The organism is Pseudomonas asiatica (assembly GCF_040214835.1).
Taxonomy (GTDB): domain Bacteria; phylum Pseudomonadota; class Gammaproteobacteria; order Pseudomonadales; family Pseudomonadaceae; genus Aquipseudomonas; species Aquipseudomonas putida_Z.
On record NZ_CP157874.1, the window covers coordinates 3921792 to 3944459 of the forward strand.

Genomic DNA, 22668 nt, shown 5'->3' on the forward strand with positions numbered 1-22668 from the left:
AGCCCCTCAAGTCATCTATCAATGACTGAGGTTTTCCAAGGCCTGGTTCAAGGCCAGCACATTGACCACCGGCGGGCCGATCAATGGGTGGAGGGTGGCCTCTTCCAGCAAGCCTTGCAAGCGCTCCACCGGCAACTGCCGTGCCGCCGCCACCCGCGGGATCTGGTAGGCCACGGCCTCCGGCGGCAGGTGCGGGTCGAGGCCGCTGCCCGAGGTGGTGAGCAACGCCTGGGGCACCGGCCCCTGCTGCGCCTGGTACAACGCAGCCGCATCGCCCTTGACCCGCTCGGCCAGCGCCGGGTTGCTCGGCGACAGGTTGCTGGCGCCGCTGGCCACGGTGGCGTAGGCGCCTGCCGATGGCCGCGCGTGAAACCAGCCATCGCCCTGGAAATCCTGGGCGATCAGCGCCGAACCGCGCACCTGGCCCCGGTCATCGCGCACCAGGCTGCCATTGGCCTGGCTGGGGAAAGCCACCTGGGCAATACCGGTCACCGCCAACGGATACAGCGCGCCGGTCACCAGGGTCATCAACAGGGCCAGGCTCAATGCCGGGCGTACATAAGCATTCATGGTGGCCTCCTCAGACCAGGTGCAGGGCATTGAGCAGCAGGTCGATCAGCTTGATCCCGGCAAACGGCACGACAATGCCACCCAGCCCGTAGATCAGCAGGTTGCGCCGCAGCAGGTGTGCCGCGCTGGCCGCCTGCACCCGCACGCCGCGCAGCGCCAGCGGGATCAGCACGATGATGATCAGCGCGTTGAACACGATGGCCGACAGAATCGCACTCTGCGGGCTGGCCAAATGCATCAGGTTGAGCACGCCCAGCTGCGGGTAGATGGCGGCGAACAGCGCCGGCAGGATGGCGAAGTACTTGGCCACATCGTTGGCGATGGAGAAGGTGGTCAACGCGCCGCGGGTCACCAGCAGCTCCTTGCCGACCTGCACCACATCCAGCAACTTGGTCGGGTCGCTGTCCAGGTCGACCATGTTGGCCGCCTCGCGCGCGGCCTGGGTGCCGTCGTTCATGGCCATGCCCACGTCTGCCTGGGCCAGTGCCGGGGCGTCGTTGGCGCCGTCGCCGCACATGGCCACCAGGCGGCCGTCGTTCTGCTCCTGGCGGATGCGCGCCAGCTTCTTCTCTGGCGTGGCCTCGGCCAGCACGTCATCCACGCCGGCCTCGGCAGCGATGGCGGCGGCGGTCAGCGGGTTGTCGCCGGTCACCATCACCGTGCGGATGCCCAGCTTGCGCAGCTCGGCAAAGCGCTCGCGGATGCCGGGCTTGACCACGTCCTTGAGGTGGATCACGCCGAGCAGGCGCTTGTCGATGCACACCAGCAGCGGTGTACCGCCGCTCTGGGCAATGCGCTCCACTTCACGGGCCAGTGCCAGGGGCATTTCCAGGCGTTGCATGCCGACGAACGCCAGCACGGCGTCGACGGCGCCCTTGCGGTAGCGGTGCTGCTGCAGGTCGATGCCCGAGAGGCGCGTCTCGGCGCTGAACGCCACCGCCTCGAACTGCCCGGCGGCCGGTTCGACGAAGTCATGCAACTGGCGCAGGTACTCGACGATCGACTTGCCCTCGGCGGTGTCGTCCGCCAGCGAGGCCAGCAAGGCGCCCTCCCCCAGCTCGCGGGCGGTGATGCCCGGGGCGGCGTGCAGGGCGCTGCAGCGGCGGTTGCCGAAGGTGATGGTGCCGGTCTTGTCGAGCATCAGCGTATGCACATCACCGGCCGCCTCCACCGCGCGGCCGGAACGGGCGATGACGTTCAGCCGCACCAGCCGGTCCATGCCGGCAATGCCGATGGCCGACAGCAGGCCACCGATGGTGGTGGGGATCAGCGTCACCAGCAATGCGGCGAGAAAGATCAGCGGCAGGCTGCCACCGACGAAGTGGGCGAACGGCTGCAGGGTCACCACCACGATCAGGAAGATCAAGGTCAGGCCGATCAGCAGGATGTCGAGGGCGATCTCGTTCGGAGTCTTCTGCCGCTTGGCGCCTTCGACCAGGGCAATCATGCGGTCGAGGGTCGATTCGCCCGGGTTGCTGGTGATGCGGATCAACAACCAGTCGGAGACCAGCCGGGTATTGCCGGTCACCGCCGAGCGGTCGCCGCCGGACTCGCGGATCACCGGCGCGGACTCGCCGGTAATGGCGGCCTCGTTGACCGCAGCGATACCTTCGAGCACCTCGCCGTCACCGGGGATCATTTCGCCGGCCACCACGCGCACCACATCGTCCTTGCGCAGCGCACTGGCCGCGACGGTCTCGTAGCTGCCATCGCGCTTGCGACGCTGGGCGGTCAGGCCCTGGCTGCCGGCCTTGAGGCTGTCGGCGCGGGCCTTGCCACGGCCTTCGGCAAGGGCCTCGGCGAAGTTGGCGAACAGCACGGTGAACCACAGCCACAGGGCGATCTGCACGGCAACGCCGGTGCTCACGCCGCTGCCGGGGGCAAAGCACAGGACGGTGGTCAGCACAGCAGTCAGTGCGACTACCAGCATCACCGGCGAGCGCTTGAGCTGGCGCGGGTCGAGCTTGACGAATGCCTGTACCAGCGCCGGGCGCCACAACGCGGCGAAGCGGGTCTGGTCCTTGGCACTATGCCGAGTTTGTACTTCAGGAATGGGCATGTTCATGGTCGGTCCTCAAAAACCCAGGCTCAAGTGTTCGGCGATCGGCCCAAGGGCCAGGGTCGGCAGGAAGGTCAGGCCACCGACCAGCAGGATGGTGACCAACAGCAGGCCGGTAAACAGCGGGCCATGGGTGGGGAAGCTGTTCAGCCCCTGGGGCGCGCTTTTCTTCGCCGCCAGGCAGCCGGCCAACGCCAGCACCGGCAGGATGTAGCCGAAGCGGCCGACAAGCATGGCCAGGCCGATCATCAGGTTGTGGAACACCGTGTTGGCACCGAAGCCGGCAAAGGCCGAGCCGTTGTTGGCCGTGCCCGAGGTGTAGGCATACAGCAGCTGGCTGAAGCCATGCGCACCCGGGTTGCTGACTGCACCTGCCGGGCCCGGCAGGCTGGCGGCAATGGCGCCGAGCACCAGCACGCCGACCGGCATCACCAGCAGGGTCGCCACCAGCAACTGCACCTCGCGGGCCTGCAGCTTCTTGCCCAGGTATTCCGGGGTGCGGCCGATCATCAGCCCGGCCAGGAACACCGCGATCAGCACGAACAGCAGCATGCCGTACAGCCCTGCACCAACGCCGCCAAAGATCACCTCACCGACCATCATGTTGACTATCGCCACCATGCCGGTCAGCGGGTTGAGGCTGTCGTGCATGGCATTGACCGAACCGTTGGAGGCGGAGGTGGTAGTCACTGTCCACAGCACCGAACCGGTGGTGCCGAAGCGGCTTTCCTTGCCCTCCATGGGCGCGCTTTGCTGTACCTGCGCGCTCTCGAGGGCCGGGTTTGGCTGGTACTCGGACCACAACGCCGTGCTGCCGCCGATCAGGAACAGGGCGAGCATGCAGGCGAGGATGGCGCGGCTCTGGCGCAGGTCCTTCACGTAGTGACCAAAGGTGAACACCAGCGCCACCGGAATGAGGATGATCGAAGCCACCTCGAACAGGTTGCTCCAGGCCGTGGGGTTTTCGAACGGGTGCGCCGAGTTGACCCCGAAGAAGCCACCGCCGTTGGTACCCAGCTGCTTGATGGCGATCTGGCTGGCGGCCGGGCCCAGCGGGATGGTCTGCTCGGTGCCTTGCAGGGTGACCGCGTGGGCGTAGTCGGCCAAGGTTTGCGGTACGCCCTGCCATACCAGCAACAACGCCAGCAGCAGGCACAGCGGCAGCAGGCCGTAGAGGGTGGCGCGGGTCATGTCGACCCAGAAGTTGCCCAGCGTCGTGGCGCTGCGCCGGGCGATGCCGCGGCACAGGGCGACCAGCACGGCCAGGCCGGTGGCAGCGCTGACGAAGTTCTGCACGGTCAGGCCGAGCATCTGGCTCAGGTAGCTGACCGATGCCTCACCGCTGTAGGCCTGCCAGTTGGTGTTAGTGACGAAGCTGACCGCGGTATTGAACGCCAGCGACCATTCCTGGCCGGGCAGATGCTGCGGGTTGAATGGCAGGTAGCCCTGCAACAGCAGCACGGCGAACAGCAGCAGGAACCCGGCCAGGTTGAAGGCCAGCAGGGCCAGGGTGTACTGCTGCCAGTTCTGTTCCTGGCCGGCGCGCACGCCCGCCAGCCGGTAGCAGGTTTGCTCGACCGGGCCCAGCAGGGGCGACAGCCAGGTGCGCTGGCCTTCCATGACCTTGAAGTAGAACCGCCCGAGCCAGGGTGCCGGTAGCAGCACGATGGCGAAAAATGCCAACAGCAAGGCGAAGTCGTAACTGTGCATGGCCGCTCCCTAGCTGCGATCGGCGCGCAGCAGCGCCACCAGCAGATAAAACGCCAATGCCACTGCCAGCAGCAGTGACAGCCCGTCGAGCATGTTCATGTGTGGTTCTCCCCGTGGTGCGGCTTGGGCCGCTTTGGGGAAATTGTCCGAGGGAGGGGCGTAAAGGGGCGAGATTGGGGGGTGGGGATGGGAATAAAGAAGGTGTAAAAATCAGGGGTTGAAGTTGCCTGAGCCGGCCTCTTCGCGGGTAAACCCGCTCCCACAGGAGCTGCATCAGGTTCAAGGCCTGTGTTGTCCCACAGGAACTGCACCAGGGGCAAGGCCTGTGCTGTACCTGTGGGAGCGGGTTTACCCGCGAAGAGGCCGGTACAGGCTACCGCTGGGGCGGCTGCTGCGCCGCGTTGCGGCTCCAGTCCAGCAGCAAGCTGTAGCCGACCGCCAGCAAGGTCGGCCCGATGAACAGGCCAATGAAGCCAAAGGCGATCAAACCGCCGAATACCCCCAGCAGCACGATCACCAGCGGCAGGTTGCCGCCACGGCTGATCAGGTACGGTTTGAGCACGTTATCCACGCCACTGATGATGAAGGTGCCCCAAACCCCCAGGAACACCGCCATGCCGTATTCGCCCTTCCATACCAGCCAGCCCGTGGCCGGGATCCAGGCCAGTGGCGGGCCCATGGGGATCAGGCTGAGCATGAAGGTCACCAGCCCCAGCACGATGGCCCCGGGCACACCGGCAATCAGGAAGCCGATCAACGCCAGCACGCCCTGCGCGGCGGCCGTACCGATCACCCCGTTGACCACCCGCTGCACCGTACCGGCCACCAGTTCCAGGTAGTACTCGGCACGGTCGCCCATCAGGCGGTGCAGCAAGCGCAGGACGAACGCCGACAAGCGCGGGCCGTCGCGGTAGAAGAAGAACACGAATACCAGGCTGAGGGTCAACTCCAGCACGCCGCTGCCGATCTGCGCGCTGCGCGCCAGCAACCAGTTGCCCACCTGCCCCAGGTGCGGCTTGACCGAGGCCAGCAAGGCCGCGCCCTGCTGGTCCAGCGATTGCCACCAGCTGACCAGGCGCTCGCCAACCAACGGGATGCCACCCAGCCACGCCGGGGCGTCGGGCAGGCCGTCCACCTGCACGTCACGCACGAACGCCGTCGCATCGCGAATGTGGTCGGCCAGGTTGAACCCCAGCCACACCAGCGGCAGCGCCACGATCAGGATCCAGGCAGTGGTCAGCAGGCTGGCTGCCAGGGTTTCGCGCCCGCCCAGCGCACGCGTCAGCAAGCGCATCAACGGCCAGCTGGCAAAGGCCAGGATGGCCCCCCACAACAGCGCTGAAATGAAAGGTGCCATCACCCACAGGCCGGCACCCAGCAGCGCCAGCAGCAGAATCTGGACCAGCAAGCGGTCATTGTTAGCCATGGTGGTGCCCGTTCAACGGATCAGTTCAAGGTGCAGGCCGTCGGTAGGCGCGCTACCGACTTCGAGGCGGCCATTGCGCACCCCCGCCTTGACCAGCGCCTCGCGCCAGGCTTCAGCCTGGGCGCCACTGAGGCTGGCACGCAGGGTGCTGTCGAGGTTCAGGCTGCGGGCCAGCAGGTTCGCCCAGGCGTCTTGCGGCGCGGCCAGGTCAGGGTAGTCGAGCTTGCCGGTGTCGCGCATTTCGCGCAGCACCGTGGCGGCGGTCGGCAGCAGTTCGCCCAGCGGGCTGCCGGCGACGAACTCTTCCACGTGCAGGTAGGCTCGGCGGTTGCCGCGGGTGACGCTGTACAGCGCAACCAGGGTATCGGCCTGCTCCGCCGAGCGGCGCAGCAGGATGAACGCCTGCTGCTCGTCGCCGCCGTTGAGGCGGGCATTGGCGAACACATCATTGGCCCACAGGCTGGCCTCGCCGCAATCGCGGCCCTGGCACCAGAACAGCGGGTAGCCACCGTCGCGCTGCAGTGCTTCGCGAGCGCTGGTGAAGGCTTCGCGGGCGGTACGCTCGACCGGCAGTTCGTAGGTTACCGAGCTGACCTGGCCACGGCTTTCGACCTTGTCCTCGACCCGCAGGCGGCCGCTGATCTTGCGCAGCGGGCCCATGGGGTAGACACGCTCCTGCTCCACGGCCGGGCGCTGGTCGACCACCTTGGCGTCCACCGGTACCGGCAGGCTGCCGGCCCACAAAACGGGGCTGGCTAACACCAGGCAGGCAGCGAAGGCATTACGGATGGCAACAGGCGCGCTCATTGGCGAACCAGGTGGCGCTCAGCGCCGAGGTGAAGCTCCAGGATGTCTGGCAGTTGCATGGTTGTCTCCCTGTTCAACCCGCCAAGCCTCGACACTTGTCCGGTGCAAGTCAAGCAAAGCCAAAGAAGCGATTGAAACAGTCTGCGACAAGGGCCGCGCCCTGCTCATCGTTCAGGTGCAGGTGATGGCCACCGGGCAGCGTCACCTGCTCGAAGGGTAGCTGCTCCAGCAACCCTGTGTGGCGCGCCAGCATGCCGTCGGCAGCCACCACCAGGCGCGCCGGGCAACTCACCCGGCGCACGTAGGCCATGGCCTGGGCCTCGCTCAGGCGCACTGGCGAAGGCAGGGTCAGGCGGCTGTCGCTGCGCCAGCTGTAACCGCCGGGCACCGGCATCAGGCCACGCTGGGCCAGCAGCTCGGCTGCCTCGCGGCTGACCGCGACCATGCCTTTCATGCGCGCCTGCACGCCCTGCTCCAGTGTGGTGTACACCGACTTGCGCTTGCCATCCAGGCGCAACTGGGCCTGCAGTGCCATGCCCAGCCGCTCACCGGCATCCTGCTCGGCGCCGGTCGGCGGGATGACGCCGTCGATCAGGGCCAGATGGCTAACCCGCTCCGGCAGCGCGCCAGCCAGTTGCACGGAAATGATTGCTCCCAGCGAATGGCCCAGCAGGGCGAACCGTTGCCAACCCAGCTGCTCGGCCACCCGCAGCACGTCATGGGCGTAGTCGGCCAGGGCATAGCCGGCGCCGAGCGGCCGGTGCTCGGAGTAACCATGCCCGGCCAGGTCCAGGGCGACGATGCGCAGGCCTTTCAGCTGCGGCGCCAGGCGGGCGAAGCTGTTGGCGTTGTCCAGCCAGCCATGCAGGGCGATTACCGGCAGCCCGTCCTCGGGGCCGAACAGGTGCGCCGCCAGTTCGATATGGCCCAGGCTCAGGCGGATTTCCTCGACCTGCGCGCTCATGCCTGGCTCCAGCGGTCGAACAGGCCCTTGATCAGGCTGGCGGTGTCGGTTGGTCGCTCCAGCGGGAACATGTGCCCACCCGGCACGCTGTGGAACTCGCCCCTGGGCATGCCGCGCACAGCCAGTGTGTGGTGGCGGCGAATGACGTTGCTGCGCTCGCCGCGGACCATGGCCAGTGGCACCTGCAATTGCCGCGCGGGCGCAGGGCTGGTATGCGGGATGCTGCGGTAGATGCTGATTTCCGTGGCCGGGTCGAAGCGCAACTGCAGCCCCTGCTCCATCGCCTGCAGGCCGTGCTCTATGTAGGCATCAAGGCAGTCGGGGTCGAAATGGCGAAACAGTGACTTGCCGGCGAAATAGTCTCGGGCACTGTCTCGGTCATTGAAGGTTTCGCGGCGCCCCAGGGTGCGGCCAGCCGGGGTGATACGGTCAATGAAGCCGAAGCGCTTGGCGGTGCGCAGCAGCCACTGGTCGGCGCGGGTGAGCACCGGCGAGTCGAGCATCACCACGCCGCGGTAGTACTCGGGGCAGCGCAAGGCTGCGTGCAGGTGCAACACCCCGCCCAGCGAATGGCCGACGCCCCATACCGGCTGGTCCTGACGGGCCAGGTGGTGCAGCAGTTCATCGACCAGGCTCTGCCAGTTGTCGTCCACCGGAAAGCGCGGATCGTGGCCGTGCTGGGCCAGGTGCTGCACCTGGTAGTCCGGTGCCAGGGCGGCAAACAGCTTGCAGTAGGTGGCCGAGGGGAAACCGTTGGCATGGGCGAAGAAGATCTGCTGCGACATGGCGCCGGGTCCGGATGGAGGATGATGGCCCATTGTCGGTATCGCGGGGCAGTTCGGCAACGTCCGGAAAGGTCATCGGCGAGGGCTATCAGGTCAGGCTTGCGGGAGATCGCCCAGCCCCTTGGGCTGCACTGTCGCGTAGATAACTGAGTTCGCAAGCAATCCGCAAACACTGTGGGAGCGGCTTTAGCCGCGAAGAATCCAACACGGTGCATGGCACCGGCTGCGCCGGTGTTCGCGGCTAAAGCCGCTCCCCCAGCTCAAGGCGGGGGCGCTACCTGTCCGCGCAGCGCCCCCCTGGGTTTCAGGCCGGCGAGTTGATCGCCCGAAGGGTCATCAGCCCAGCCAGCGGCCAGTCCCCTTCCAGCTCCGCCAGGCTTGCAGTGCTCATGCCTGCCGGTTGCTGCTGGTGGCCATGCTGCAACGCCCCGACCAGGGTACCCACCAGCGGCTGGTGGCTGACCAGCAGCACATGCTCCAGGCCCAGGCGCTCGATTTCGCCGATAACCTGCTGCACATCACTGTCAGGCGTCAGCCAGGGCACGGTGCGCACCGGTTCGGCGAAGCCCAGGGTGTCATGCACCAGGGCGGCCGTTTGCTGGGCGCGTACGTAAGGGCTGGCGATGATCGCCTGCAGCGGCTGGCCCAGCAGGCGGGCGGCGCTGTGCAGCACCTGCTCGCGACCATGGGCGGTCAGCCGGCGCTCGGCATCGCTGTTGGCCCGCGGCTCCGCTTCACCGTGGCGCAGTACCCACAGCTTCACAGCTTGGGCTCCTCGTCACGCACCGGGTGCGGGGCCGGGGCCACCGCGTGCGGCGCCTCGCCTTCCGGGGCACGCGGTGCCGGCCAGTCGGCGAACGGCCACGGTTTCTGATCGCTGTGGAAGCTGCCAAAGCGGCCGATCTGCGCCAGGTACTGGCTCAGGCTGTCGCCGAAGTTCATCAGGCTGGCGCTGGGGGCGCCGTACACCAGGCGGTAGATCAGTTGTACCAGCACCAGGCCACCGAGCAGCAGCTCGGCCAGCTGCCAGACCACCAGGAACACCACCATCCACAGGACCCGCAGGATGATCGACTCGCGCTGAGCGCGTTCGGGCGTATCGTTCATGTGTTGCTCCTTGCTGTTGTCAGAGCCGCTGAAGGCTCAGTTGAAACCGCTGATGGAAATGAAATCGACATCGGTCTTCGGCTCGGCACGCATCAGGTGCTCGATCACCTGGTTCAGCGTGCGGCCTTCGAACAGGATGGCATGCAGGCCAGCCACCAGCGGCATGTACACCTGCACTTCCTGCGCCTTGGCCTTGAGCACCTTGAGGGTGTTGACGCCTTCGGCCACTTCGCCCAGGCGGTTGACCGCCTGCTCCAGGCTCAGGCCCTGGCCCAGCGCGTGGCCGACCTGGTAGTTGCGGCTCTTGGGCGAGGAGCAGGTGACGATCAGGTCACCGACACCAGCCAGGCCGAGGAAGGTCATCGGGTTGGCGCCCTGGCTGACGGCGAAGCGGGTCATCTCGGCCAGGGCGCGGGTAATCAGCATGCTCTTGGTGTTCTCGCCCATGCCCAGGGCCACCGCCATGCCGGCGATGATGGCGTAGACGTTCTTCAGCGCCCCGCCCAGCTCGACGCCAAAGCGGTCGGCACTGGCGTAGACGCGGAAGGTACGCCCATGCAGCACGGCCTGCACCTGCTGGCACAGTTTTTCGTCCTCGCTGGCAACTACCGTGGCGGTCAGTGCATGTTCGGCGATTTCACGGGCCAGGTTGGGGCCGGACAGCACGCCGATGCGCGCCTCGGGGGCGATTTCCTCGAGGATCTGGCTCATCAGTTTGAAGCTTTGCGCTTCGATGCCCTTGGTCAGGCTGACCAGGCCCTTGCCGCGCAGCAGCTCGGCATGCGGGGCCAGCACGCTGCGCAAGGCGCTCGATGGCAGGGCGACGAAAATCAGCTCGCTGGCCTGCAGGGTGGCCAGCAGGTCGCTGACCGGCTCGACGCCGTCGTGCAGGCGGATGCCCTTGAGGTAGCGCGGATTCTCGCGATTGACGCGCATGGCCTCGGCCTGTTCCGGGTCGCGCATCCATTGGCGCACCGGCACACCGTTTTCTGCCAGCAGGTTCGCCACGGCGGTGCCGAAGCTGCCGCCTCCCAGAACTGCAACAGGTTGCTGTTCAGTCATATCCAATCCGTTAAAGCCAAAAGTTAAGTGGCGACCCGGCCATTATACGGCTCGCCTGCTACAGAACCAGTGTCAGTACTGGCCTCTTCGCGGGTAAACCCGCTCCCACAGGTACAACGAAGCCTTCAGTAGCGGTGCGGTCCTTGTGGGAGCGGGTTTACCCGCGAAAGGGCCATCACGGGTAATGCAGATCACTGGCAAATACGCCACGGTCAGTTACCATGCCTGTTTCAATCCTGATACAAGGCCGCTTTGTGTTCCCTGGCACGCCCCCGTACCCGCGCCTGCTCATACTGACTGCCCTGCTCGGTGGCCCGGCCGTGGCCGATGACCTGTTCATCGACAACACGGACCTGCCGCAGGTTCTGACCGCCACGCGCCTGAAACAATCCCCCGCCGCAGTCCCGGGCAGCATGACCGTGCTCGACAGCGAGCTGATCCGCGCCAGCGGTGCCCGCGACATCCCCGAGCTGCTGCGCCTGGTGCCGGGCATGATGGTGGGCTACAACGCCGGCAACCAACCCACGGTCAACTACCATGGCAGCAACGTCAACGATGCCCGGCGCATGCAGGTGCTGATCGATGGCCGTTCGGTGTACCGCGCCGGCCTGGCCACGGTGGACTGGAGCGACATCCCCCTGGCCATGGAGGATATCGAGCGCATCGAGGTGTTCCGCGGCCCCAACACGGTCAGCTATGGCGCCAACGCGCTGATGGCGGTGGTCAACATCCTTACCCGCAACCCTGCCGACAGCCATGGCACGCGGCTGAAGATGACCCGCGGCCAGGACGGCATCAATGATTTCTACGCCAGCCACGGCTTCGGCTGGGATGGCGGCGACATGCGCCTGTCGCTGTCCGGCCAGCAGGACGATGGCTTCGACGAGAACCAGTTCGGCCAGGACTACCGCGACAGCCGCCGGCTGACCCGCTTCAATATCAACGCCAGCCACAGCCTGGCACACGACCAGACCCTGGAATGGCAACTGGCGGCGAAGGAAGGCAGCAACCAGCGGCCTTATACCTATCAGCCGGTGTTCGGTGACTACCAAGCGGGCAACGATGCAGACGTCAATGCCAAGGATTATGCGGGGTCGATGCGTTGGACTAAGGACTTCAGTTCCGAGCACAGCCTCTATATCCAAGGGTCGGCCCAGCATTTTGACCGCCAACAGGTGTGGCGCGCCTGCGATGCGCTTCTATCGTTTAGTCCTGAGTTGACGCGACTATGGCAAATCAACCCTGATTTTGCCGAGAAAGTGGCGCGCGGCGTTCCCGTGGGAAAACCACCCCTCACCGACGATCCTGTACTAAAAGAGCTCGCACGTCAGGTAAAAAATCAGTGGGATGAGGGCGGAAGCGACCCAGTCTGCGGCGACGTCGACCAGAGCACCCGCGAAACCCGCTACGACCTGGAAATCCAGGACACCCTGAGCCTGACCGACAGCCTGCGCCTGCTCAGCGGCATGAACTACCGCTATGATCGTGCCGACTCGCAGACCTACTTCAATGGCAGCATCGACGACCAGACCTGGCGCCTGTTCGGCCAGCTGGAGTGGCGCGCCGACGAGCACTGGATCCTGCAGGGCGGTGCCATGTTCGAGGACTCGCGCCTGTCCGGCAGCTCGCTGACCCCACGCGTGGCGGTCAACTACCTGATCACCCCGCGCCATGGCCTGCGTGCGGTGTATTCCGAGGCAGTGCGCTCGCCAGACATGTTCGAGAACAACGTCAACTGGAGCTATACGGTCAAGAACCTGAGCCCAACCCCCAATGCATTCAAGCTGCAAAACGGCGAATACTTCGTCAAGACCCGCGGCCCGGGCGACCTCGACCAGGAACGCATGCGCTCGCGCGAACTGGGCTACAACGGCTACTTCAGCGACATCGACCTGAACATGGATGTGAAGCTGTTCTACGACGAGATCACCGGAATGATCAGCGAGCCCCTGAAGAACAACCAGTACATCGCCAGCAACGCCAACAAGGCCCGTTTCAGCGGCAGCGAGGCGCAACTGGACTGGCGCCCGACCCTGCGCGACCGCCTGCGCCTTACCTACGCCTACGTCGATGCCTGGGCCAGCAACCCCGCCGACCGCCGCCTCAGCGCGCGCAACAGCGGCTCGGCCGGGTGGATGCGCGAGTGGGGCGACGGCTGGTCCAGTGCGCTGTTCTATTACGGCGACGATGCGCTCAACCAGTACCGCTACGAGCGCCTGGACCTGCGCCTGGCCAAGCGCTTCCGGGTGCATGGCAGCAACCTGGAGCTGGCGGCGCTGTGGCAACAGCGCCTGGACGATGAGCCGACCACGGCAATCCAGAACCGCTACGACAGCCGCCACCGCCTGAGCGTCAGCGCGGAGCTGGAGTTCTGATGGCCCTGCTGCTGCGCCTGTTGCTGTTGTGCCTGTGGCCGATGGGGCCACTGTCCGCCAGCGAAATCCTGTTGGTAGGCGCGGAAGACCAACCCGGCATTCGCAGTTTCGTCGCTGCGCTGGAAAGCCGCCGGCCGCACGATCACGTGCATTTCCAGACCACCGTGGACCTGCCACGCCCGGGCAAGCTCAAGGCTGACCAGCGCCTGATCTTGCTGGACAACGCCGCACTGGAATGGCGCCTTGGGGAAACCGCCGGCCCGCCGGCTCTGGCCATGAGGGTCAGCCGGGTACAGGCTGAACAGCGCCTGGGAAAGTCGCGGCCCGCGTTCCTCACGTTGCTGTGGAGCGACCCGCCGCTGGGCCGGCAGCTGCGCCTGGCGCGCTACCTGCTGCCGCAGGCCCAGCGCATTGGTGTGCTGTACGGTGAGCACAGCAGCTTTCTGCTCGAAGAGCTGCGCCATGCCGCCCGCGCGCTGGGCCTGGAGATCATTGCCCAGGACTGGCCCGACCCGCGCGACAGCCGCCCTCTGCAACATTTGTTGGCCAACAGTGACGTGCTGCTGGGCCTGGACGATGCCGACCTGTTCAACTCCAAGACTGCGAAGAACCTGCTGTTGAGCAGCTATGGCCGGCAGATGGCGCTGATCGGCCCGAACGCAGGGTTTGTCCGTGCCGGCGCCCTGGCCAGCACCTTCAGCGACCAGGACGATTGGCTGGCGGTACTCGACCAGTTGCTCGACCAGCCACCGGCGCGCTGGCCGCGCAGCCTGTACCCGGTACGCTTCGGCGTCAGCGGCAACCAGCAGGTGGCGCGCGCCCTGGGCCTTGAACCGATCGATCCGAACGCCGCCGCCAAGGCCCTGGCCGAAGGAGAACCCACCCCATGAGCAAGCGCCTGAGCTGGGACATCCACACCCGCACCCAGATCATCAGCCTCGGCCCTGCCCTGCTGCTGACCTTGCTGCTGATCAGCTTCTTCACCTTCGTGCGTATCCAGGACCTGCGCCAGGAACTGAACCACACCGGGCAACTGATCGCCAACCAGCTGGCTCCAGCCTCGGAATACGGGGTGATCTCGGGCAACAATGAAGTGCTCGAGGGCCTGATGCGCGCCACGCTCAGCATCCCTCACGTGCGCTTCCTCGAGGTGCAGGACAGCCGCAACCACATCCTGGTGTATGTGGAGCAGTCCGACGAAAGCGCCAACCGCGCGCAGCGCGTCGAAGTGTTCCAGGCGCCCATCCGCCTGCAGCAGATCCGCCTGGACAGCGACTTCCTGCAACAGGGCAAGGCCACCACCCCGGCCATCGGCGATGATTACCTGGGCCGGGTCATCGTCGGCATGTCCGATGACGCCTTCAGCCAGCGCCAGCAGGAAATCGTGATCAAGGCCGGCATCCTCGCGCTGTTCGCCCTGCTGTTCACCTTCCTGCTGGCGCGCCGCCTGGCCCTGAGCCTGGCCAAGCCGATCAGCGACATGGGCCATGCGGTCAAGGCCATCCAGCAGGGCGAGTACCACACCCTGTTGCCGGTGGTCGATGACAGCGAACTGGGCCACCTGGCGCGCCACATCAACAACCTGGCCCACGCCCTGGAGCAGGCCAGCAATGAACAGAAGCAGGCCATTGCCGAACTGATCCAGGCCCGCGAGGAGGCCGAACAGGCCAACCGCGCCAAATCGGACTTCCTGGCGATGATGAGCCACGAGCTGCGCACGCCGATGAATGGCGTGCTGGGCATGCTGCAGTTGCTGGAAACCACCCAGCTGAACAGCGAACAGGCCGAATACACCGCGGTGGCCAGCGAGTCTACCGGGCACCTGCTCAAGGTCATCAACGACATCCTCGACTTCTCGCGCATCGAACGCGCCGCGCTGCAACTGGAACACATCGACTTCAACCTGGGCGAGCTGATCACCAGCAGCGTCCAGTCGTTCCAGCACAGCGCCCAGCAGCGCGGCCTTGCCCTGCACCTGCAACTGCCGGCGGGTATCGAGCAGCTGCAGGTGAACGGCGACCCCACGCGCATCCGCCAGATCCTGCTGAACCTGGTCGGCAATGCGCTGAAATTCACCGAACGCGGCCAGGTACAGGTCGAGGCGCGCTGGCAGGTGCTCGACCGCCAGCTGATCTGGCTGACCTGCAGCGTGCGCGACACCGGTATCGGCATCGACAACGAGCGCCTGGAAATGATGTTCGTCGCCTTCCAGCAGGCCGACAGCTCGATTTCCCGCCGCTATGGCGGCACCGGGCTGGGGCTGTCGATCGCCCGCACCCTGGCCGAACGAATGGGCGGCAAGCTGCGCGGCGAAAGCCGTGAAGGCCTGGGCTCGACCTTTACCCTGGAGATGCCGCTGGCCCTGGCCAGCCCTGCCCCGGTATCGCTGACGCTGCCAAGCGCTGCGCCGCCGGCGGTGGCCGACAATGATCAGGTGCTGCTGGTAGAGGACAATCCAGTCAACCAAAGTGTCATCGAGGCCATGCTGCGTAGCCTGGGGCTGGCGGTATGCACGGCCGAAGACGGCCTGGAGGCGGTCGAACGGGTCAGCCGGCAGCGTTTTGCCGCCGTGCTGATGGACTGCCGCCTGCCGCACCTGGACGGCTATGAAGCCACCCGGCGTATCCGCCAGCTGCCCAACGGCGCCAGGCTACCGATCATCGCCCTGACCGCCAACGCCTTGCAGGGCGACCGCGAGCGTTGCATGGCGGCCGGCATGGACGACTACCTGAGCAAACCCTTGCGCCGCACCGAACTGCAGCGCGTGCTGCAGCGCTGGCTACCCGGTCAGACAACCGCGACTGGCGATAAATGCTAAAGTGCGGCAGTCTTAAACACTGGACAGGACCTTCATCGGACCTGAAAATAGACGTTTCAGTGCACACCTGTACTTCTTTCACCGGGTGCACTGTGACTTTCACCACAACGCAATAGTCTACCTGTAGGCTGCCGTCTCGGACGCGATGCGTATCGGGCCGGCCGGGAAGATTCATCCCCTGCCGCAGGGGGTTATTGAGGAGCTCGCATGACCAAACAACACGCCTTTACTCGGGAAGACCTGCTGCGCTGCAGTCGCGGTGAGCTGTTCGGCCCAGGTAATGCGCAACTGCCCGCGCCGAACATGCTGATGGTCGATCGCATCACCCATATCAGCGAAGAAGGCGGCAAGTACGGCAAAGGTGAATTGGTCGCCGAGCTGGATATCAATCCGGACCTGTGGTTCTTCGCCTGCCACTTCGAAGGCGACCCGGTAATGCCGGGCTGCCTGGGCCTCGACGCCATGTGGCAGCTGGTAGGTTTCTTCCTCGGCTGGCAGGGCCTGCCGGGCCGCGGTCGCGCCCTGGGTTCGGGCGAGGTGAAGTTCTTTGGCCAGGTACTGCCGGAAGCCAAGAAAGTCACTTACAACATTCACATCAAGCGCGTCCTGAAGGGCAAGCTGAACATGGCCATCGCCGATGGCTCGGTCAGCGTCGACGGCCGCGAGATCTACACTGCCGAAGGCCTGCGGGTCGGCGTGTTCACCTCCACTGACAATTTCTAAGGGTTATTCGCATGCGCCGCGTCGTTATCACTGGTCTGGGCATCGTATCGTGCCTGGGCAATGACAAAGCTACCGTCACCGAAAACCTGCGCAACAGCCGTCCGGGTATCCGTTACAACCCGGAATACAAGGAAATGGGGCTGCGTAGCCAGGTTTCCGGGTCCATCGACCTCAACCTCGAAGAACTGATCGACCGCAAGGTCTACCGCTTCGTCGGCCACGCTGCTGCCTACGCCTACCTGGCGATGCAGGACGCGATCAAGGACGCCGGCCTGACCGAAGAGCAGGTATCCAACCCGCGTACCGGCCTGGTGGCTGGCTCCGGCGGCGCCTCGACCCTGAACCAGATGGAAGCGCTGGACACCCTGCGCGAGAAAGGCGTCAAGCGCGTCGGCCCGTACCGCGTTACCCGCACCATGGGCAGCACCGTTTCGGCGTGCCTGGCCACCCCGTTCAAGATCAAGGGCATCAACTACTCGATCTCGTCGGCCTGCGCCACTTCGGCACACTGCATCGGCACCGCCCTGGAACAGATCCAGTGGGGCAAGCAGGACATCGTCTTCGCCGGTGGCGGTGAAGAAGAGCACTGGAGCCAATCGTTCCTGTTCGATGCCATGGGCGCCCTGTCGACCAAGCGCAACGAAACCCCGGACCAGGCCTCGCGCGCCTACGACGCCGACCGTGATGGCTTTGTCATCGCTGGCGGTGGCGGCATGGTGGTGGTCGAGGAGCTGGAACACGCCCTGGCCCGTGGCGCCAAGATCTACGCGGAAATCGTCGGCTACGGCGCCACTTCCGACGGCTACGACATGGTTGCCCCGAGCGGCGAAGGTGCCATCCGCTGCATGCAGCAGGCGCTGTCGACCGTCGACACCCCGGTCGACTACCTGAACACCCACGGCACCTCGACCCCGGTCGGTGACGTTGCCGAGATCAAGGGCGTTCGCGCAGTGTTCGGCGACAAGGCACCGAAGATCAGCTCGACCAAGAGCCTGTCGGGCCACTCGCTGGGCGCTGCCGGCGTACACGAGGCGATCTACTGCCTGCTGATGATGGAAAACAACTTCATCGCCGGCTCCGCCAACATCGACGAGCTGGACCCGGAGGTCGCCGACCTGCCGATCCTGCGCAAGACCGAAGAAAACGCCAAGATCGACACGGTCATGAGCAACAGCTTCGGCTTCGGCGGCACCAACGCCACCCTGGTGCTCAAGCGCTGGGAAGGCAAGTAAGACGCTGCTGCGGTAAACGAAAACGCCCCGACTGGTTCGGGGCGTTTTCATTTGTGTCGCCTATACCGGCCCTATCGCCGGCAAGCCAGCTCCCACAGGTACTGCATAGGCTTCGGAACCTGCGCAGTACCTGTGGGAGCTGGCTTGCCGGCGATAGGGCCAGCACAGGAAAACCCTTATTTCTGCCTGGGCAGTACAGCCAGAAAATTCTCCCTGGCCACCTTGTTGGCAACTTGTTCCGGCAATGCATCCAGAAACGGCCTGAACCCATGCATCTGCTCCCCAAGGCTACCAAACCGCCCCACCACATCCGAACCCAGCATGAACCGCTCCGGGAATTTCTCGACCAGTGCCAGCCACGCCTTGCGCGGCACACCCCGGTCATCCAGCAGATACGGTTCCAGCACGCTCCACGACAAATCGACATACAGGTTCGGGTAATCCTCCAGTAACCGCGTCAGCACCGGCAGCAGAAAGTCCATCTGCGTCTGGTGCCGGTGAATCTCCATGCTGCTGCCGGCGTGCGCCCAGATGAACCGCGTGTGCGGGTGATTGCGCAGCGGCTCTTCGATCTCCGCCAGGTACAGCGGGTTGCGCTCGCGCTTGGAGGTGATGTTGGAATGCAGCAGCACCGGCAGGTCGCGCTCGGCCGCCAGGTGGTAGATACGCGTCATGGCTTCGTTGTTGGCACGCGGCGTGTCACCGCTGGTCAGTGCAGTCAGGTCATCGTGGCGGGTGAACACCTCGCCAATGCCCTGCCACAGCCCCGGATGCAGATCGAGCATGCGCTTGATATGGCTGGCGGCGTTCTTGTCCACCGGATTGAAGCCGGCCAGGAACGGATGAAAGCGCTTGCGCTGCTCGTCGGGCAGTTGCTGCAGCGCCGCGGCCACGTAGGTGTCGGTGGCGCTGTACCAGTAGGCTTCGGCGTCATCCCCAGCGTAATAGCGCGGGCGCTTGGGCTCGTCTTCGTGCCACTTCTTGGCCACCGGGACGCCGGAAATCATCGACTGCTCGATACCGGCGGCATCCATGGCCTTGATCAGCGCGGGCATGCCTTCGCTTTCCTGGAAGAAGTCGACGTAGTGCAGGTGGGCATCACTGTAGCGGTAGTCGCGCGCCTGCGCCGCTTGGCACAGCCAGGTGGATAACAGCACGCAGGCGAGCGCTCTGACGATCATGATGAAGCTTCCTTTTCCGGGTACCACACCTCTAGACCGGCCAGCCAACGAGACGGTTCAGCCGCAGCGGGCAAACCGCTATGCTTGGGGCATTTCCACCTTGCCTGGAGCCTTCCCATGAGCAGCCCCCTGGTCATCCGCCCACGTGCCGAATCGGTCGAGGGCCAGCCGATCCTGCGCCCGCTGCCGTCGGCCCAGTGCCGCAGCGTCGGCCCGTTCGTGTTTTTCGACCACATGCTCGAAACCGACTATGCCCCTGGGCATGGCATGGACATCCGCCAGCACCCGCATATCGGCCTGTCGACCCTTACCTACCTGTTCGAAGGGGCAATCCTGCACAAGGACAGCCTCGGCTCGGCGCAACGGGTGCTGCCGGGCGATGTCAGCTGGATGACCGCAGGCAGCGGCGTGGCCCATGTCGAGCGCACGCCTGAAGATGCCCTGGCCCATGGTTCACGCCTGCACGGGTTGCAGGTATGGCTGGCGTCACCACGCGAGCATGAACAAGGCCCGCCAAGCTACAGCCACCACCCGGCGGCGAGCCTGCCGGTCAGCGACAACCTGGGGGTGCGCATCTGCATGATTGCCGGCAGCGGGTTCTGCCTGGAGTCGCCGGTGCCGGTGCTCTCCCCTACCCTTTACGCGCATGTGCGGATGCAGCCGGCGACTACCTTGCAGGTGCCGAATGAGCATGCGCAACGGGCGCTGTACGTACTGGATGGCGAATTGCTGATGAACGATGAGGAGGTGGAGCCGTGCAGCCTGGTGGTGCTGCCGGAGGGCGAAGAGGTGACACTGTATGCGGAAGGTGAGTGCCAGCTGGTGCTGATTGGTGGCGCGCCACTGGATGGACCGCGGCGGATGAACTGGAACTTTGTCTCCAGTGACCCGGATCTGATCGAGCGGGCCAGGGCGCGATGGGCAGCGGGGGATTGGCCGGTGGTTTCGGGGGAGACCTCCAGGATCGAGTTGCCGCGCTGATTTTGGGGCTGCTTTGCAGCCCATCGCGACACAAGGCCGCTCCTACAGGGACCGCGCATGCCATGAGCCATGCTACCCCTGTAGGAGCGGCCTTGTGTCGCGATGGGCCGCAAAGCGGCCCCCTGCATTGTCAGCGCTGGAACACTTCGGTCAGCAGGTTATGCATCGAGCGGAACGCCCGCTCCGAGGTACGCCGGTCATACTGCATCTTGCCCGGCACATTGGCACTCGGGTCGGTAAACGAGTGCACCGCGCCGCCATAGCTGAGCAATTGCCAGTCAACCTTGGCCGCGTTCATCTCCTCCTCGAACGCCGGCAACTGCTCCTTCGGCACCAGTGGGTCGGAAGCGCCGTGCAGCACCAGCACCGAACCCTTGATGCGCTTGGCATCTTCCGGGTTCGGCGTGTCCAGCGTGCCATGGAACGACACCGCCGCACGCAAATCGGCACCGGTACGGGCCAGTTCCAGTGCACAGCAGCCACCAAAGCAGAAACCAAACGTGCCGACCTTGCCCGGCTCCAGCAGCGCCTTCGACTGCCCCACCAGTTGCGCCAAGGCTTCCTGCATGCGCTTGCGCAGCTCGCCACGGTCGTTCTTCAACGGCATCATCGCCGCGCCGGCCTCGTCGGCGTTGGACGGACGCACCGATTGCCCGTACAGGTCGGCAATCAGCACCACATAGCCCTTCTCGGCCACTTCCTTGGCGATGCGCTCGGCACCTTCGCCGATACCCATCCAGTTCGGCGCCATCACCAGGCCTGGCCGCCCCAGCGCGCCCGGCTCGTAGACCAGGCGGCTTTCATACGCCTTGCCGGACAGGTGATAGACCAGCGATTCGACGATTACTTTGCTCATCAAGCACTCCTTTGGCACTCGTCATCAATATGCTCGCCATGAAAAAAGCCCGCCGAAGCGGGCTTTCCTATGCATCAACTCAAGCAGACAGCTCGACCAGCAGCTTGTTCAGGCGACGAACGTAAGCCGCCGGGTCCTTCAAGCTGTCACCGGCCGCCAGGGCCGCCTGATCGAACAGGATGTGCGACAGCTCGGCGAAGCGGTCTTCGCTCTGCTCGTTGTCCAGCTTCTCGATCAGCGGGTGGGTCGGGTTGAACTCGAAGATAGGCTTGGACTCCGGCACCTTCTGCCCGCTGGCTTCGAGGATCTGGCGCATCTGCAGGCCCAGGTCCTGTTCACCGATGGCCAGGATCGCCGGCGAGTCGGTCAGGCGGTGCGACACGCGCACTTCGGCCACGCTGTCACCCAGCGCGCCCTTCAGGCGCTCGACCAGGCCTTCCTTGTCCTTGGCGACTTCTTCCTGGGCCTTCTTGTCTTCTTCCGAATCCAGCTTGCCCAGGTCCAGGTCGCCACGGGCGACGTCGACGAAGGCCTTGCCGTCGAACTCGTTGAGGTAGCTCATCAGCCACTCGTCGATACGGTCGGTCAGCAGCAGCACTTCGATGCCTTTCTTGCGGAAGACTTCCAGGTGCGGGCTGTTCTTGACCTGCGCGTACGACTCGCCGGTGAGGTAGTAGATCTTGTCCTGGCCTTCCTTGGCGCGTGCCAGGTAGTCGGCCAGGGCGACGCTCTGCTCGCCGCTGTCGTCCTGGGTGGAAGCGAAGCGCAGCAGGCCGGCGATCTTTTCCTTGTTGGCGAAGTCTTCGGCCGGGCCTTCCTTCAGCACCTGGCCGAAGTTCTTCCAGAAGCCCTTGTACTGCTCGGGCTCGTTCTTCGCCAGCTTCTCCAGCATGTCCAGCACGCGCTTGGTCAGCGCGGTCTTCATCGAGTCGATGATCGGGTCTTTCTGCAGGATTTCACGCGACACGTTCAGCGACAGGTCGTTGGAATCGACCACACCCTTGATGAAGCGCAGGTACAGCGGCAGGAACGACTCGGCCTGGTCCATGATGAACACGCGCTGCACGTACAGCTTCAGGCCGCGTGGCGCTTCGCGCTGGTACAGGTCGAACGGCGCGCGGGCCGGCACGTACAGCAGCGAGTTGTATTCGAGCTTGCCTTCGACCTTGTTGTGGCTCCAGGCCAGCGGGTTTTCGAAGTCATGGCCGATGTGCTTGTAGAACTCCTGGTACTCCTCGTCCTTGATCTCGGTACGCGGACGGGTCCACAGGGCGCTGGCACGGTTGACGGTTTCCCACTCTTCGGCCGGCTGTTCTTCACCTTCGGCGGCAGCTTGCTCTTTCGGCAGCTGGATCGGCATGGCGATGTGGTCGGAGTACTTCTTGACCACGTTGCGCAGGCGCCAGCCATCGGCGAACTCCTGCTCGTCCTTCTTCAGGTGCAGGACGATGCGGGTACCGCGCTGTGGCTTGTCGATGGTGGCGACTTCGAACTCGCCCTCGCCTTTCGACGACCAGTGCACGCCTTCGGCGGCCGGCTGGCCGGCACGGCGGCTGTACACATCGACCTTGTCGGCAACGATGAACGCGGAGTAGAAGCCCACACCGAACTGACCGATCAGGTGCGAGTCCTTCTTCTGGTCACCGGTGAGGTTCTTCATGAAGTCGGCGGTGCCGGACTTGGCGATGGTACCCAGGTGGGCGATGACGTCTTCGCGGCTCATGCCGATGCCGTTGTCCTCGAGGGTCACGGTACCGGCGTCCTTGTCGAAGCTCAGGCGAATCTTCAGGTCGGCGTCGCCTTCGAACAGCTCTGGCTTGGCCAGGGCCTCGAAACGCAGCTTGTCGGCGGCGTCGGAGGCGTTGGAGATCAATTCACGCAGGAAGATCTCCTTGTTCGAATACAAGGAATGGATCATGAGGTGCAGCAGCTGCTTTACCTCGGTCTGGAAGCCCAGCGTTTCTTTTTGAGTCTCCACACTCATGGTCTTCAAAACTCCGATCTGATGGCAG

The 22668-nt window shown here is 65.0% G+C and carries 20 protein-coding genes; 6 read left to right on the plus strand and 14 right to left on the minus strand.

The annotated features are described in order from the left end of the window. Positions 1–18: 18 nt before the first annotated feature. The 11 genes from kdpC to ABNP31_RS17605 form a co-directional block, all read right to left on the minus strand. Positions 19–570, minus strand: coding sequence for a potassium-transporting ATPase subunit KdpC (kdpC, locus tag ABNP31_RS17555; RefSeq protein ID WP_085664059.1), 552 nt, complete (start codon positions 568–570; stop codon positions 19–21). Between the two features lie 10 nt (positions 571–580). Further along, the gene (gene kdpB, locus ABNP31_RS17560; protein WP_274078353.1) at positions 581–2635 is read right to left on the minus strand and encodes a potassium-transporting ATPase subunit KdpB; all 2055 of its coding nucleotides are present in this window, start codon (positions 2633–2635) and stop codon (positions 581–583) included. Positions 2636–2644: 9 nt separating this feature from the next. After that, positions 2645–4339, minus strand: a complete 1695-nt coding sequence (gene kdpA, locus ABNP31_RS17565) for a potassium-transporting ATPase subunit KdpA (protein WP_085664057.1) — start codon at positions 4337–4339, stop codon at positions 2645–2647. A 9-nt stretch (positions 4340–4348) separates the two neighbouring features. Continuing rightward, entirely contained in the window at positions 4349–4438 is a 90-nt protein-coding gene (gene kdpF, locus ABNP31_RS17570) for a K(+)-transporting ATPase subunit F (protein ID WP_003251485.1), read from the minus strand. Between the two features lie 274 nt (positions 4439–4712). Then, positions 4713–5765: an AI-2E family transporter gene (locus tag ABNP31_RS17575; protein WP_085664056.1), complete on the minus strand. Its 1053-nt coding sequence runs from the start codon at positions 5763–5765 to the stop codon at positions 4713–4715. 12 nt (positions 5766–5777) lie between these two features. Then, on the minus strand, positions 5778–6572 hold the full coding sequence (locus ABNP31_RS17580; RefSeq protein WP_085664055.1) for a DUF4892 domain-containing protein: 795 nt from the start codon (positions 6570–6572) through the stop codon (positions 5778–5780). 109 nt (positions 6573–6681) lie between these two features. Continuing rightward, entirely contained in the window at positions 6682–7536 is an 855-nt protein-coding gene (locus ABNP31_RS17585; protein WP_025339955.1) for an alpha/beta hydrolase, read from the minus strand. After that, positions 7533–8321 carry an alpha/beta fold hydrolase gene (locus ABNP31_RS17590; protein ID WP_238066648.1) on the minus strand — a complete coding sequence of 263 codons (789 nt, stop codon included), beginning with the start codon at positions 8319–8321 and terminating at the stop codon, positions 7533–7535. Before ABNP31_RS17590 ends, ABNP31_RS17585 begins: the two co-directional genes overlap by 4 nt. A 304-nt stretch (positions 8322–8625) precedes the next feature. After that, on the minus strand, positions 8626–9084 hold the full coding sequence (gene sixA / locus ABNP31_RS17595; protein ID WP_015271084.1) for a phosphohistidine phosphatase SixA: 459 nt from the start codon (positions 9082–9084) through the stop codon (positions 8626–8628). Next, the gene (locus ABNP31_RS17600) at positions 9081–9428 is read right to left on the minus strand and encodes a DUF4389 domain-containing protein (RefSeq protein WP_025339957.1); all 348 of its coding nucleotides are present in this window, start codon (positions 9426–9428) and stop codon (positions 9081–9083) included. The genes sixA and ABNP31_RS17600 overlap by 4 nt, the downstream gene beginning before the upstream one ends. Positions 9429–9464: 36 nt before the next feature. Further along, complete coding sequence (locus ABNP31_RS17605) at positions 9465–10490, minus strand: NAD(P)H-dependent glycerol-3-phosphate dehydrogenase (protein WP_025339958.1); 1026 nt, start codon at positions 10488–10490, stop codon at positions 9465–9467. Positions 10491–10711: 221 nt separating this feature from the next. Between ABNP31_RS17605 and ABNP31_RS17610 the strand changes: the two genes are divergently transcribed. The 5 genes from ABNP31_RS17610 (at position 10712) to fabB (ending at position 17638) form a co-directional block, all read left to right on the plus strand. Beyond that, the gene (locus ABNP31_RS17610) at positions 10712–12865 is read left to right on the plus strand and encodes a TonB-dependent receptor plug domain-containing protein (protein ID WP_350012597.1); all 2154 of its coding nucleotides are present in this window, start codon (positions 10712–10714) and stop codon (positions 12863–12865) included. Continuing rightward, entirely contained in the window at positions 12865–13755 is an 891-nt protein-coding gene (locus ABNP31_RS17615; RefSeq protein WP_350012598.1) for an ABC transporter substrate-binding protein, read from the plus strand. Before ABNP31_RS17610 ends, ABNP31_RS17615 begins: the two co-directional genes overlap by 1 nt. After that, positions 13752–15683, plus strand: a complete 1932-nt coding sequence (locus ABNP31_RS17620; RefSeq protein ID WP_025339961.1) for an ATP-binding protein — start codon at positions 13752–13754, stop codon at positions 15681–15683. Before ABNP31_RS17615 ends, ABNP31_RS17620 begins: the two co-directional genes overlap by 4 nt. A gap of 207 nt (positions 15684–15890) precedes the next feature. Next, entirely contained in the window at positions 15891–16406 is a 516-nt protein-coding gene (fabA, locus tag ABNP31_RS17625; protein WP_003251509.1) for a 3-hydroxyacyl-[acyl-carrier-protein] dehydratase FabA, read from the plus strand. A gap of 11 nt (positions 16407–16417) precedes the next feature. Continuing rightward, positions 16418–17638 carry a beta-ketoacyl-ACP synthase I gene (gene fabB, locus ABNP31_RS17630; protein WP_085664051.1) on the plus strand — a complete coding sequence of 407 codons (1221 nt, stop codon included), beginning with the start codon at positions 16418–16420 and terminating at the stop codon, positions 17636–17638. 176 nt (positions 17639–17814) lie between these two features. Here fabB and ABNP31_RS17635 read toward each other — a convergent pair whose 3' ends face one another. Beyond that, positions 17815–18819: an amidohydrolase family protein gene (locus ABNP31_RS17635; RefSeq protein ID WP_350012599.1), complete on the minus strand. Its 1005-nt coding sequence runs from the start codon at positions 18817–18819 to the stop codon at positions 17815–17817. Between the two features lie 117 nt (positions 18820–18936). Here ABNP31_RS17635 and ABNP31_RS17640 point away from each other — a divergent pair, with 117 nt between their 5' ends. Then, entirely contained in the window at positions 18937–19800 is an 864-nt protein-coding gene (locus ABNP31_RS17640) for a pirin family protein (protein WP_085664049.1), read from the plus strand. A 130-nt stretch (positions 19801–19930) separates the two neighbouring features. On the opposite strand, the gene ABNP31_RS17645 is transcribed toward ABNP31_RS17640, so the two are convergent. Together ABNP31_RS17645 and htpG are read right to left on the minus strand one after the other, a co-directional pair. Beyond that, positions 19931–20656: a dienelactone hydrolase family protein gene (locus ABNP31_RS17645; protein ID WP_085614439.1), complete on the minus strand. Its 726-nt coding sequence runs from the start codon at positions 20654–20656 to the stop codon at positions 19931–19933. A 79-nt stretch (positions 20657–20735) separates the two neighbouring features. Beyond that, complete coding sequence (gene htpG / locus ABNP31_RS17650) at positions 20736–22640, minus strand: molecular chaperone HtpG (protein ID WP_025339964.1); 1905 nt, start codon at positions 22638–22640, stop codon at positions 20736–20738. Positions 22641–22668 lie beyond the last annotated feature (28 nt).